The following is a 13,176-nucleotide window of genomic DNA, read 5'->3' on the forward strand; positions in this document are numbered from 1 at the left end:
CGTCGAAACGCCGTCGATCGAGTACAGCCTGCTCTCGCCGATGATCATCGTGTTGGCAGCAGCGGTGATCGGAGTTCTCGTCGAGGCATTCGTCTCCGCCGAACGCCGGCGGACGACGCACCTCGTCCTGAGCATCGGGTCCCTCGCCGCGGCACTGGTGGCAGTCGTCGCGCTGGCGGGCACCAGTACCGTCGCCGCGGCCGGGTCCGTCGTCGTCGACGGGCCGACACTGTTCCTGCAGGGTGTGCTCCTGACCGTCTCGGCAGCATCGATCGCGCTGATGGCCCATCGCACCGTCGACCATCCCGAAGCGGAAGCGGCGGACGCCTTCACACCTCTCGCGTCGGTCGTCCCCGGCAGCCTCGCCGAGGCCCGCGCCGTCACCGCGAAGGTGACCCGCACCGAGATCTACCCGCTGACACTGTTCGCGGTCGGCGGCATGATGGTGCTGCCCGCGTCGAACGATCTCCTGACGATGTTCGTCGCCCTCGAAGTGTTGTCGCTGCCGCTCTATCTGCTGTGCGGGCTGGCCCGTCGTCGACGCCTGTTGTCGCAGGAGGCATCGCTCAAGTACTTCCTGCTCGGCGCTTTCTCGTCGGCATTCTTCCTGTTCGGGACGGCGCTGCTCTACGGCTACGCGGGCAGCGTGCGCTTCGACGACCTGGCGGTGGCCGACGGCGATCGCGTGCTCGGGGTTCTCGGCGTCGGCCTCGTCGCGGTGGGACTGCTGTTCAAGGTCGGTGCGGTGCCGTTCCATTCGTGGATCCCCGACGTCTACCAGGGCGCCCCGACGCCGGTGACGGCCTTCATGGCGTCGGCAACCAAGGTTGCGGCCTTCGGCGCCCTCGTCCGCATCCTGGTCGTGGGCGTCCCCGATCTGCAGGACGCGTGGCGTCCCATGCTCTGGGCCGTCGCCATCGTGACGATGCTGGTGGGTGCCGTCATCGCCGTCACCCAGACCGACGTGATCCGTATGCTGGCCTACTCCTCCATCGCCCACGCCGGGTTCATCCTCACCGGTGTCTACGCCGGAGGCCCCGGTGTCTCGGCGACGCTGTTCTACCTCGCGGCCTACGCGTTCAGCACCCTCGGTGCGTTCGCGGTGGTGTCGCTCGTCCGCGACCAGGGCGGCGAAGTGTCGGAGCTCCGCCGATGGGCCGGCTTGGGTCGGCAATCTCCGGCGGTGGCGGGCGCGTTCGCGCTGTTCCTGCTCGCGTTCGCCGGCATTCCGTTGACCAGCGGGTTCACCAGCAAGTTCGCGGTGTTCCAGGCGGCCCTCGCCGACGGCGGGACAGCTCTCGTGATCGTCGGAGTCGTCAGCAGCGCCATCGCGGCGTCGTTCTACATCCGGGTGGTGGTCGTCCTGTTCTTCAACGACGCGGACGGGGATTCCGTGACGATGAGCCGAAGTCCCGGTGCCGCCCTGACCATCGGTGTCTGCGCGATCGTCACGGTTGCGCTCGGCGTCTTCCCCCAGCCCCTGATCGACCTCGCCGAGCGCGCGGCCGCAGCCATTGCCTGACCATCCATAACCCCCCGCGAGTACGTCCATACCGTCGTGATTCCAGGGGGAGTTGCGACGTTATGGACGTACTCGCGGGGGTGGGGGGTGGTTGGTCAGCTCAGGGCAGCGACGAGCCTGTCCGCCAGCGGCTTGGTCGACGCCGGGTTCTGGCCCGTGAAGACGGTGCGGTCGACGATGACGTGGGGTCCCCAGGCGTCGCCGGAGGAGAACTCGGCTCCGCCGTCGCGCAACCGCGTCTCGAGTAGCCAGGGTGCCTTGGCGGCGAGACCGGCCTGCTCTTCTTCCTCGTTGGTGAAGCCGGTGAGCTTGTATCCCGAGAAGGGCCAGCTGCCGTCGTCGCGGGTGGCGGACAGCAGAGCTGCCGGCGCGTGGCAGACGGCGGACACGATCTTGCCCGATTCGAGGAACTCCGTGACCAGGGCTCCGAAGTCGGTCGACACGGCCAGATCCTCCATCGGACCGTGACCGCCGGGGACGAACACGACGTCGAAGGAGGACGCGGTCTGATCCTCGAGGCGAGCGGGGGAGGCCAGCACGCCCTCGATGGACTCGAGGTACTGCTTCTGATCGGCGACCTTGCTCTCGTCGCCGCCGTTGGCCTCCACTGCGAGCGATCCCTGGTCGACCGTGGGCGTCACGCCGCCGGGAGTGGCGACGACGACATCCCACCCTGCCTCGGTGAAGGTCCGGTGGCTCTCTACGAGCTCCTCCGCCCAGTAGCCGGTGGGGTGCTTCGTCCCGTCGTTCAGGGTCCAGTGATCGGAGCCGGTGACCACGAAGAGCAGTTTCGTCATGAGGTGATGTCCATCCGTCGTAGAAATGTGGTCGTGTTCGATCCGGGGGTACCCCCGGACGACCTTCACAACGCGGGAACGGACGAGGCCGCCCATTCGTTGCACCCATCACAGTCACTTCACACTCTGCGAGGTAGTCATGAGCGGCAACGGACAGTTCGGTTTCGATCCCGAGGATTTCGAGCGCGTCGCACGCGAGGCCGGCGACGGCATCCGCGACATGCTCGGTCAGGCGATGAAGAAGGCCAACCAGTCGGGCGTCGACGTGCCCTGGGCCGGTCTGTTCGGGGCAGCCCCCGGCAAGGCCACTGCGCCCGAGCCTGAGACCACCGGTCAGAAAGGCGACGGCGTGTGGGCGATCTACACGGTCGACGAGACCGGGACGGCCGGTGTCGACCAGGTCTTCGCGACGGAACTCGACGCACTCCGGGCCCACCGTGACAACGTCGATCCCAGCCGCAAGGTGCGGTTCCTTCCCTACGGCGTCTCGGTCGGCATCCTCTCCGCGGGCACCGACCTGCCGACGGAGGAGTGAGAACCTGACCCGATCGTGACCCACCGCTGCGGCATCACCTGAAGGAACATGTGGGCCAGCGGTCCGATCGCCAGCGCGTACAGCACGGTCCCGATGCCGACGGTCCCGCCGAGAAGCCACCCCGTGGCCAGCACGGTCACCTCGATCGCCGTGCGCACGGAGCGCACCGTCATACCCGTCCGCGCGACGAGCCCCGTCATGAGGCCGTCGCGCGGGCCCGCGCCCAGCCCGGCGGAGATGTACGCCGCGGTCGCCAGTCCGTTGAGGACCACCCCACCGACGAGCAGCGCCGATCCGACCAGGTGACCGCTGTTCGTCGGCAGGAATGTCAGCGCGAGATCGACCGTCACGGCGATGACGACGATGTTGGCGACGGTGCCGATGCCCGGACGCTGGCGCAGCGGTATCCACAGCAGCAGAACCACGGCTCCCGTCAGTGCGGTCACCGCACCGAAGCTCACCGGGAGGCGATTCTCGAGGCCCTGGTGCAACACGTCCCACGGGTTGAGGCCGAGTCCGCCCGCGATCATCATGGCCATCGAGGTGCCGTAGAGCGCGAGACCGCCGATCAGCAGTCCCGTACGCAGCACGGTCTCGCGCAGAGCGGAGTAGGTCATGCGCTCGAGTCTCGCCGCTCGCGTACGTCGCCAGAGCAGGCCACTGCACGCAGGTGGACTGCATTCGTAGGTTCCGTTCCCATTCTCGGCTCTCACGCGAGCGCGAAGCATGACCCGGCGGACCGCGTGTGCCTCAACCCCCTCACGGCACGTTGAGGTAGTGGATACTGCACTTCGTACCAACAACATGGCTGGGAACGACTGAAAAGTCACAGGGGGTTCCTTTCCTTACGAAGGATGGCCCTGCCCGTGACCCGTTCGATCGACGTACCCGTGTCGCGCGCGACGACGTACGTGGCGTTGTTCGCGGTCGTCGTGTTCGTCGCGGCACTCGTCGGCATCCAGTCGCGCCCGCCCGGACTGCTGGCCTCGGTATGGCTGGCCAACGCCGTCGCGCTCGCCGTGTTCGCGCGGTGGCCCAGAATGTTCACCGTCACTGCCGTTGCCGCGGCCCTGGTGGCACTGATTGCCGCAGATCTGGTGTCGGGCACGGACACGTACGCGGCCGTGACGTTCAACGTGGCCAACATCGTCGGAGTGATCGGCGGCTCCTTCGTGATCCGCCACCGCCGAGACGCACCTCTCACCCTGTCGGGCTCCGCCGACTTCTCCAGAATGTGTATCGGCATCGTCGTGGCCGCGATCCTGTCGGCGTCCGTCGCCGCCCTGTCGGCGCGACATCCCGACCCCGGTGCACCGGCCGTCGAAGCGCTCAGCTGGTTCAGTTCCGAGGTCACGAGCTACCTGCTGCTGGTACCCGTCTTCCTGTCGATCCGAGCAACGACGCCTCGGCGCAGACCCACCTCGAAGTCGACACTTGCCTGGGAGTGGGCACCTGTCGCCCTCACCGTCGCGCTCATGCTGGTCGGTCTGGGAGTGCAGGGTCCGCTGCTGCTGGCGTTGCCGCTACCGGCCCTACTCTGGTGTGCGACACGGATTCCGATGCTCGGAACAGCGCTGCTCACCGCGCTGTGGGCGGGGTGGACTCTCGTCCTCCTGGGCCAGGGCGCTCTGGAGACCGGCGGAATCCTGGGCGCCGACGGTCAGGACGGCGCGACGGCCACCCTGTCGGTCGCGTTGATCGCCCTCGGCCCGCTGCTCGTCGCCACGGTGTGCCTCGACCGGATGGCCGTCCAGAACAAGCTGCGCGCTGCGCTCGAGTACGACAGCCTGACCGGAGTGCTCTCTCGCGCAGCATTTCTGCGCAGGAGCCAGCAACGACTGCTCGCCGATTCCGGACCCGTCGCCCTCCTCATGCTGGACCTCGATCACTTCAAATCCATCAACGACACCCTCGGTCACGCCGTCGGAGACATCGCGTTGGTGCGCAGTGCCGCCTGCATCCTCGGAGCACTGCCGACCGACGCCATCGCCGGGCGGATCGGCGGGGAGGAGTTCGCCGTGCTGCTCCCCCGCGCCGGCCGAGATCACGCGGCTGCCATCGCCGACCTGATCCGCCGCGACCACGAGCGGCTGCACGTCCTGTCCGCGCGAACCGCCACCGTCAGCATCGGGCTCGCGTGGACCAACGACTCACCTCCCTCGGTGTCGCCCCTGTTGATCTCCGCCGATCACGCGCTGTACGACGCCAAGCGGTCGGGCCGCAACACCGTGGTCTCCGTCGACCTGGTGTGAACTACCTCGGCGGCGGCCCGCCCATACCGCCCGACGGCGCGGCCGCGGTGTTCTCGGACGCGGCGGCGACGCCGATGGTGATCGACATCTCCATCCCGCTCGACGGTTCTCCGGTCACCGTCGCGAGCTCCGCATCCCATCCGTCGCCGAAGACGTTGTCGGACGCCAACGACACCTTCGACAGATTCGCCGTACTGCTCGAATATCCACTGTCGTAATCGAATACGGTGGCGCACGCCTCCTGAGGCACTGCGATCTGCGACGTGAGGCGAGCGCTCTCGCCGGCGACCGCGGCCTCGAGGGACTCGAAGACCTCGAAGTGGATATGAGGCCAGCGACCGGAATAGCAGGCCGGGAAGATCGACGTGAACGACACCTTCCCGGACGCGTCCGCGACCTGGATGCCGCGCAGATAGTTCTGGTCCGTGATGCCGTCGCCGTACAGCGAGTACTCGCCGTCCCGGTTGCAGTGCCACAGGTACACGGCCATCCCCACAGCCGGCGCACAGTCCGCAGTGAGGTCCTGCAGGGTCATCGAGACGGTGGTCGGCACGCCGTCCGCAGTTCCCGTCGACGACCCGAAACTGGTGGTGATGTCCTGGCGGACGATCCCCGACTCGATCAGTACGTTCGGGCCGTTGCTTCCATCTCCGGGATACGGGCCCGCCGTCTCCTGCGGGACGGCAGCGACACATGTTCCGGCCGCGGCGGTCTCGGCACTCGACGACGACGCGGCCGTCTCCACTGCCGGCGTCGAGGTTCCGGACGAGCACGCCGCGAGGGCCGCTGCACTCGCGGTGCCGAACACCAGCAGGGCGCGTCGCCGGGACAGCATCGTCGTCATGTCGTGGCCCAGGCCGCGATCGTGGTCGTGTGTCATCGATTCCTCCGTGAACGGTTGGTGGTCGACACCAGACAACAGGGCACGTCTGCGACGGACCCGGGGTCACGCTGGGAGCTCCCCGGGACACGTCCCGGGGGGTTCGGGCGAACTGTGGATACAGTCGGTGCAATGACTTCCTCGACATGGACCCTGTCGGCCTCCGACGGCGGTGCGCTGGAGATACGAACGGGCGTCACCGGACGCGCCTCGAAGATGGGGCACCGACTGCGTCTGCGCATGGCGACGTGGGAGGCCACTGTCGAGCAGACCGACGGTCAGCTCACCTCGGTCAGCCTGCGGGTACCCGTCGACTCCCTCGAGGTGGTGTCGGGTGAGGGCGGTGTCACCCCGCTGATCGGACCGGAGAAGATGCTGGCGCGGTCGAACGCACTGGGAACGTTCCACGCCGACAAGTTCCCCGAGATCCACTTCGAGACGACGGATGTCGAGGCCACCGAGGAGGGCCACCGCCTGACCGGCACGCTGCAGATCCACGGCGTGAGCCGCACGCGAACGGTCGACATCGCCGTCGACGGCAGAACCGTGTCGATGAATGCCGTTGTCCGACAGACGGATTTCGACATCAAGCCCTACTCGCAGCTGCTGGGGGCAATGAAGGTGGTCGACGACGTGACCGTCACCTTCGAGGCCGAACTACCCCGCTAGACCTATCCCCGCGCCATGTCGACGAACCGCGACAGATGCAGCTGGTGCGCAACGGTGATGGTCGCGGTCGGGCCGTTTCGGTGCTTACCCAGAATCAGGTCGGCCTCGCCGCCGCGCGGATCGTCCCGCTCGGTGGCGTCGGGACGGTAGAGAAGGATGACCATGTCGGCGTCCTGCTCGAGTGAACCCGACTCTCGGAGGTCGGAGACCATCGGCTTCTTGTCTGTGCGCTGCTCGGGACCACGGTTGAGCTGACAGATCGCCACGACGGGCACCATCAGTTCCTTCGCCAGCAGCTTCAGCGAACGGGAGAAGTCCGAGACTTCCTGCTGGCGTGACTCCACCTTCTTGCCCGACGACATCAGCTGCAGGTAGTCGATGACGATCAACTTGAGGTCGTGCCGCTGCTTGAGGCGTCGCGCCTTGGCGCGGATCTCCATCATCGTGAGGTTGGGAGAGTCGTCGACGAAGAGCGGCGCCTCGCTGATCTCGCTCATCCGTCGAGCGAGACGAGTCCAGTCGTCGTCGGTCATCTTTCCCGAGCGCATGTCGCCGAGCTTGATCTTGGCCTCGGCGGAGAGCAGACGCATGACGATCTCGGTGCGGCTCATCTCGAGCGAGAACATGACGCTGGCCATGCCGTGCTTGATGGAGCACGAGCGCATGAAATCCATTCCGAGGGTGGAGTTGTGTGTCGGCACCATCGAACGACCGGCGAGATAGAGGTGGTCCGTGTTGTCGACCTCGACACATCGAACCGGCACCGAGTCGACGCGACGAACGTCGACGATGAAGCGACTCGAAGACCTGGACACATTCGACGAAGCACGGCGCTCTTTGTGCAGCAATTGCTTTCGATGCAGACCGAAGACCACGTCATCGGTGGAGAAGGTGAGCGTGAACGCCGTCGACGACGCCTCGGTACGTCCTGCCACCCTTTTCGTCGATCGATGTACTCGGTACCCCAGACTGACGATGAGTTCCTCGACGTCGCGTGCCAGTCGCTCGTTGGTCACACCGAACTGCGCGGATCCGCCTGCCGTGACGGTCCCGTCGGTGTCCAGCAGGCCGGCGAGTACAGCTCGCCGCTGCGACTCCGACGACCTGAGGTACTCCATGGGAATGTGCTTGTTGTTCAACACACCGAGTGTTCGGAGGCGAGCTTGCACCGTCCCCGTGGCGTTGCGGCACTTCTGGCACATCCGAAGTCCGGTGCACAGCTCGCCGCAGAGCGGGCACAGCGGCTGATCCACCACGTCATCCTGGAAACGAGCCCGGCCACCGCATGACCGGCCGCAGGTACGCACCTGAGAAGAGAACGGCACGAAGCGATTTCCGCATACCGTGCAAAACTTGGCCGGTACAGGTTCGGGTGCGGGAAGCTGAATCGAGTACCGCAACTCAGCAGCTGCCGATCGAACGGCCACCAACCCCTCACCTTCGATCCGAGCAATGATCTCGGGATCGTCGGAGGTGATCTGCGCGCACGCGCTGGTGCCGTCCCCCAACCACGCGCCCAGCGTGTACGGAGGCACCAGAAGGGCGGCTTCCGGTCGCTGAATCGGCTTGGCGTTGGTCACCGAGTGATTCAATCGCGCATCCTTGGTCGCGCACCTGACCGATCCCGCGATCTCTTCGGTGGTGCGCACTGACGCGAACGTTCCTTGGTTCCTTGTCCGGTTGTACTGGGCCGCTGCAGCCTGCGCCGACTTCCGCGATGCGCGAGTATCCGTCAGCCACTGGTGCTGAGCATCGGCCACGATCTTCGTGCCGTCGGAGAACTCGACCTCGAAACACGGCCGACCCACCATGACGTCGGTCGCAGCGACGACCCGGGTCGCAGATCCGGACGCATCGATGAGATGGTCCCCGACCTCGACCTCGCCCATCGTCGTCCACCCTGTGGGCGTCGCCAGCGGCGTATCGAGGGCGAGCGCCTTGCCCACACCAGGCCTCGCCGCGACGATGATCATCTGGCCCGGATGCAGGCCGTTGGTGACCTCGTCGAGTTCGGTGAAGCCGGTGGGCACACCGTTCGACATGCCGCCGCGGCTGGCAATGGAGTCGATCTCGTCCATCGTGGGCTGCAGCAGCTCTTCGAGCTGGACGAAGTCCTCGGCGGTACGACGCTCGGTGACCTCGTAGACCTCGGCTTGCGCGCGGTCCACCACCTCCGCGACGTCCTGCCCGTCGGCGCCGGCGTAGCCGAACTGCACGATGCGGGTACCGGCCTCCACGAGGCGACGCAGGATGGCCTTCTCGACGACGATCTCCGCGTAGAACGACGCGTTGGCCGCGGTGGGCACCGTCTGCGTCAGCGTGACCAGGTAGGGCGGTCCGCCGATGCGCTTGAGTTCGCCGCGACGCTCGAGTTCGGCCGAGACCGTCACCGGGTCGGCGGGATCTCCGCGGCCGTACAGATCGAGGATCGCGTCGTAGACCATCTGGTGAGCGGGGCGGTAGAAGTCACCGGGCCGCAGGACCTCGAGGACGTCGGCGATGGCGTCCTTGCTGAGCAACATGCCACCGAGTACCGACTGCTCGGCCGCCATGTCCTGAGGGGGCTGACGACCGAAGTCCTCGCCCGGCGCCTCGGACGGTCCCTGGTAGTCGTTCGCTCCTCGATCGTCCACGACCGCCACGGATGCCGCCCTCTCCCTCGCTCGTCGAACGGCGCGTGACCGAAGAATTTTCGGACACGACGCCGTTGCAGACAACTTGTACTCCCGACGTCCGACACGTGTGCCGTGAGCTCGAGATGGTGTGCCGGAGGGACGTTAGGGCTTGTGAACCTCAGCGCCAAACCGTCATGTTGGCGAACCTGTGGAGCAATTGGGGATACCGCAGGACCGCCGTGTTGACCACCTGTGCAGAACCTGGGGACCAACAACATCACAGTGAGTGTCGCCGCACGTCAGAGCCGTTTCGATTGTTGACCGTCTGTGGATGAATGCGGCCTCGGCGTGTCCCGCCGAGTTGACATGTCGGGCGTGTCAGGTCTCGGACGGCCGCACTTATCAACATGACGCAGCTCACATCTCGGTAACCGGTGGTAAACGGCCAGCGAATTCTGATCCGGTCCGGAAAACCGTCACGGCACACTCACCGCGGCTCGTTTCACGCCGGACATCTACGTCCGAGGGCGCACACGACACGGGCGCCGCGACGCACAGTGCGTCGCGGCGCCCGTCAGGGTCGGTCGGTGGTTCAGCCGGCGTCGATCGGCTCCCGGAGCTCGGTCACGGAGGCCGCGTCGACAAGGAGGACGCGCGCCGTCGGAATGTCGAAGAACAAGCCGACGACGCGAAGGCAACCCTCCGCGGAGGCCTTGCCCACCACGGAGTGTCGGGACAGCGTCTGCAGCTGTACGGCGACGTTCACCATCGCCAACTGGTCGATGTCGGAGAAGCCCAGTTCTGCCGCGTCCCGAGCCACAGGGTGCCCGCTGCGGAACGCACTGAGGCTCGCACGGCCGTGTGACAGCCAGTCGGCGACGACCCCGTCACCGTCGTGGGCACCGGCCAGCAATCCCCGCATGGCTCCGCAGCCGGAGTGACCGCACACAACGATCGAGCTGATGTTCAGCGTGTCGACTCCGTAGTGCAGTGCCGCTTCCAGCGACGTGTCCGGGGCGCCCACCGGGATCAGGTTGCCCATGTTGCGGACGGTGAACAGGTCTCCGGGGCCTGCGCTGGTGATCGTGTTGGGCATCACCCGTGAATCCACGCAGCTCAGGAAGAAGGTATCGGGGTCCTGGAACTCGCTCAGTTTCTCGAGGTGCGGACGCATGGAGTCCGCGCTCCGGCGGTGGTACTCCTCCACGCCGGCCAGGACCGGCCGCAGCGCTGCCGGGGTGACAGCGTCGGCGGTGAACGGTCCGGAATGGCTGTCCACCGTCTGCCACTGCGACCAGGGCATGAACGTACGAGCGGAGAGGAGGTTGGGCAGGCGCTTCGGCGGACCCTCGGTGGCCGACTCCATGTCGACAGCGCCGACCTCGTCCACCACGACGGTGCCGCCGGTGGCCTCGTACTGCCGGATCCATTCGTGGAGAGCGTCGTAGACCGCGTGGTCGAGGAAGTCGACGACCAGTTCGACGGTGACCGAGCGGCCGGCCGGGACGGCCTGCAGCACACGGGTCAGGCGCGGAAGCGACAGGAAGCTCAGCGAACCCTCGACGACGACCCTCCAGGAGTCGGCACCCACTTCCTCGGAACGCACACGCGCCCAGAGCACTCGACGCAGAACCAGCAGCACCGACAGGGCCAGACCGATCAGAACACCCTCGAGAAGGTTGAGCGCGACCACACCGACGACGGTCACGGCGTAGACGGCGACGTCACCGGTCCGCTTCGCCGACTTGATGTCGGCGAGTTTGACCAGCTGCACACCGATCATCACCAACAGACCTGCGAGTGCGGCGTACGGCACCAGCTCGACGACACCGATGAACAGTACGGAGAAGACGAGGACCCAGACACCGTGCAGCACAGCGGAAGCCGGCGAGCGTGCACCGGACTTGACGTTGGTCGCGCTGCGCACGATGACTCCGGTCACCGGAAGGCCGCCGGCGACACCGGACACCATGTTGGCGGCGCCCTGTCCCATCAGTTCACGGTCGAAGTTCGTGCGCCGACCCGAGTGCATCTTGTCGATGGCGACTGCGGACAGCAGGGACTCGACGCTGGCGATCAACGCGATGGTGAGCACACCGGTCGCGAATCCCATCCATTGCCCTTCGGGCAGGAGCGGCAGCTCGATGGCGTCGATCAGGTTGCCGGGCAGGTCGATTCGTTCGACATCCATCGCGAGGGCCAGCGACAGACCGGTACCGGCGACGACCGCGACGAGAGGACCGGGCACCTTGCCCAGCGGACCCTTGACGCGGGGCCACAGAAGCATCAGGGCGACGACCACTGCACCGATGGCGACGGACGCGAGTTCCGCATCGACGAGCGACGCCGGGAGCGACGTGATGTTCTCTATCGCGGAGCTCTTGCTGTCACCGCCCAGAAGAACGTGGATCTGCTGCAGCGCGATGGTGATACCGATGCCCGCGAGCATCGCGTGCACCACCACGGGTGAGATGGCCAACGCCTGGCGAGCGATCCTGCTCAGTCCCAGACCGACCTGTAGAACGCCCGCGGCCACCGTGATGAGACACGTGACGCGCCATCCGAACTGGGCGACCAACTCGGCGACGACGACCGTCAGTCCGGCGGCCGGGCCACTGACCTGAAGGGGTGAGCCTCCGAGAAGCCCCGCCAGGATGCCACCGATCACGGCGGCGATGAGCCCCGCCATGACCGGGGCGCCGGACGCGACCGCGATACCGATGGAGAGGGGGACCGCGACGAGGAACACCACCAGGGAGGCGGGCACGTCGTATCTCAGGACGGATGCCACACGATCGCGGATCGGATTCGGCTGCAGGGACACGGGCGGATCGTCGGACGATGGTCGGTCGAGTTGTGCAGTCACGAGTGAACCTCCAGGCGACACGTGGGTGTTTGTCTGTGCGGTTACGTCATCAGGGATGCTCGACGAATGAGTCAAGACTTCCCAAAGGGTACGTAAGGCTTTCGGAGCACTGCAGACCCTGGAGGTGGATCGAGACCGCGTTCACACGATGTTTGGGCACTGCACCAGAAAGTGCCGGCAGAAACACTCGCCGAGCATAAAAAATCGGCTGTGAATGGCGCGAAGAATGCAGCGGGTGTAGAGAACAGAATGCACGCAAATGCACGAAGACCCCGGCTGCGAACAGCCGGGGTCTTCGTGGTCGAGAAGGGATATCACTCCGAGGCAGTGACCTCGAGGTCGAACGCCGCGGTGACGTCGGGGTGCAGCGCGACGGAGATGCGGTGCTTGCCCGTGGACTTCACGTGCGACTTCGGCAGTTCGATGCTGCGCTTGTCGACGACGGGTCCGCCGGCGCTCTTGAGCGCGGCGGCGACGTCGGCTGCGGTGACCGAGCCGAAGAGCTTGCCCGAACCACCCGCGGTACGCACCGCGAGAGTCACGGACTCGAGGGCCTCGATGGCCTGCTTGAGCTCGTTGGCGTGGTCGAGCCCGCGCACGGCGCGAGCTTCCTGGGCGCGGCGGATGCCTTCGACCTGCTTCTGTGCTCCGCGAGTGGCCGCGATGGCCAGCCCACGGGGCAGGAGGAAGTTACGGCCGTAGCCGTCCTTGACCTCCACGGTGTCTCCGGGAACGCCGAGGTTGTCGACATCAGCGGTGAGGATGAGCTTCATGGTTACCTTTCCCCTTATCGCGCAGTCGCCGCGTAGGGCAGCAGTGCTACCTCACGCGAGTTCTTGACTGCGATGGCGATGTCCCGCTGATGCTGGACGCAGTTGCCGGTGACACGACGAGCGCGGATCTTGCCGCGATCACTGACGTACTTACGCAGCAGTGTCGTGTCCTTGTAATCGATGGACGTGTTCTTTTCCTTGCAGAAGGCACACACCTTCTTCTTGATCACCTTGTCGCGCAATGGCGGTTTAGGCATGTACAAACTC

At 66.2% G+C, this 13,176-nt stretch carries 10 protein-coding genes and 1 pseudogene; 4 read left to right on the forward strand and 7 right to left on the reverse strand.

Going from position 1 to position 13,176, the window contains the following annotated elements; genetic code table 11:
* Window positions 1-40: 40 nt before the first annotated feature.
* Window positions 41-1,450, forward strand: a pseudogene (gene nuoN / locus ASG64_RS14360) (NADH-quinone oxidoreductase subunit NuoN); the annotation flags it as partial.
* A gap of 167 nt (window positions 1,451-1,617) precedes the next feature.
* On the opposite strand, the gene ASG64_RS14365 reads toward nuoN, so the two are convergent.
* A complete protein-coding gene (locus ASG64_RS14365; protein ID WP_042576316.1) occupies window positions 1,618-2,319 on the reverse strand; it encodes a type 1 glutamine amidotransferase domain-containing protein in 702 nt (233 codons plus the stop codon).
* Window positions 2,320-2,458: 139 nt separating this feature from the next.
* Between ASG64_RS14365 and ASG64_RS14370 the strand changes: the two genes are divergently transcribed.
* The gene (locus ASG64_RS14370) at window positions 2,459-2,854 is read left to right on the forward strand and encodes a hypothetical protein (RefSeq protein WP_042576317.1); all 396 of its coding nucleotides are present in this window, start codon (window positions 2,459-2,461) and stop codon (window positions 2,852-2,854) included.
* Here ASG64_RS14370 and yczE read toward each other — a convergent pair.
* The gene (gene yczE / locus ASG64_RS14375; protein WP_082518442.1) at window positions 2,797-3,471 is read right to left on the reverse strand and encodes a membrane protein YczE; all 675 of its coding nucleotides are present in this window, start codon (window positions 3,469-3,471) and stop codon (window positions 2,797-2,799) included. The two genes, ASG64_RS14370 and yczE, sit on opposite strands and share 58 nt — an antisense overlap.
* Window positions 3,472-3,720: 249 nt before the next feature.
* Between yczE and ASG64_RS14380 the strand changes: the two genes are divergently transcribed.
* Window positions 3,721-5,106, forward strand: a complete 1,386-nt coding sequence (locus ASG64_RS14380) for a GGDEF domain-containing protein (protein WP_162245393.1) — start codon at window positions 3,721-3,723, stop codon at window positions 5,104-5,106.
* 1 nt (window position 5,107) lies between these two features.
* On the opposite strand, the gene ASG64_RS14385 is transcribed toward ASG64_RS14380, so the two are convergent.
* Window positions 5,108-5,986, reverse strand: a complete 879-nt coding sequence (locus tag ASG64_RS14385; protein ID WP_056074177.1) for a dioxygenase family protein — start codon at window positions 5,984-5,986, stop codon at window positions 5,108-5,110.
* A gap of 132 nt (window positions 5,987-6,118) precedes the next feature.
* Between ASG64_RS14385 and ASG64_RS14390 the strand changes: the two genes are divergently transcribed.
* Complete coding sequence (locus tag ASG64_RS14390) at window positions 6,119-6,655, forward strand: YceI family protein (protein WP_056074178.1); 537 nt, start codon at window positions 6,119-6,121, stop codon at window positions 6,653-6,655.
* A gap of 2 nt (window positions 6,656-6,657) precedes the next feature.
* Here ASG64_RS14390 and dnaB read toward each other — a convergent pair whose 3' ends face one another.
* From dnaB to rpsR, 4 genes are all read right to left on the reverse strand, one after another.
* Window positions 6,658-9,297, reverse strand: a complete 2,640-nt coding sequence (gene dnaB / locus ASG64_RS14395; RefSeq protein ID WP_056074179.1) for a replicative DNA helicase — start codon at window positions 9,295-9,297, stop codon at window positions 6,658-6,660.
* Between the two features lie 565 nt (window positions 9,298-9,862).
* Window positions 9,863-12,136 carry a SulP family inorganic anion transporter gene (locus ASG64_RS14400; protein WP_056074180.1) on the reverse strand — a complete coding sequence of 758 codons (2,274 nt, stop codon included), beginning with the start codon at window positions 12,134-12,136 and terminating at the stop codon, window positions 9,863-9,865.
* A 314-nt stretch (window positions 12,137-12,450) separates the two neighbouring features.
* The gene (gene rplI / locus ASG64_RS14405; protein WP_056074181.1) at window positions 12,451-12,909 is read right to left on the reverse strand and encodes a 50S ribosomal protein L9; all 459 of its coding nucleotides are present in this window, start codon (window positions 12,907-12,909) and stop codon (window positions 12,451-12,453) included.
* Between the two features lie 14 nt (window positions 12,910-12,923).
* Window positions 12,924-13,166, reverse strand: coding sequence for a 30S ribosomal protein S18 (rpsR, locus tag ASG64_RS14410; RefSeq protein WP_027506021.1), 243 nt, complete (start codon window positions 13,164-13,166; stop codon window positions 12,924-12,926).
* Between the last annotated feature and the right edge of the window lie 10 nt (window positions 13,167-13,176).

Source organism: Rhodococcus sp. Leaf247 (genome assembly GCF_001426185.1).
GTDB lineage: Bacteria > Actinomycetota > Actinomycetes > Mycobacteriales > Mycobacteriaceae > Rhodococcoides.

Coding starts and splice junctions, on each gene's coding strand:
- ASG64_RS14370 (WP_042576317.1), top strand. CDS start 2,459: ATGAGCGGCAACGGACAGTTCGGTTTCGATCCCGAGGATTTCGAGCGC.
- yczE (WP_082518442.1), bottom strand. CDS start 3,471: ATGACCTACTCCGCTCTGCGCGAGACCGTGCTGCGTACGGGACTGCTG.
- ASG64_RS14390 (WP_056074178.1), top strand. CDS start 6,119: ATGACTTCCTCGACATGGACCCTGTCGGCCTCCGACGGCGGTGCGCTG.
- rpsR (WP_027506021.1), bottom strand. CDS start 13,166: ATGCCTAAACCGCCATTGCGCGACAAGGTGATCAAGAAGAAGGTGTGT.
- rplI (WP_056074181.1), bottom strand. CDS start 12,909: ATGAAGCTCATCCTCACCGCTGATGTCGACAACCTCGGCGTTCCCGGA.
- ASG64_RS14385 (WP_056074177.1), bottom strand. CDS start 5,986: ATGACACACGACCACGATCGCGGCCTGGGCCACGACATGACGACGATG.
- ASG64_RS14365 (WP_042576316.1), bottom strand. CDS start 2,319: ATGACGAAACTGCTCTTCGTGGTCACCGGCTCCGATCACTGGACCCTG.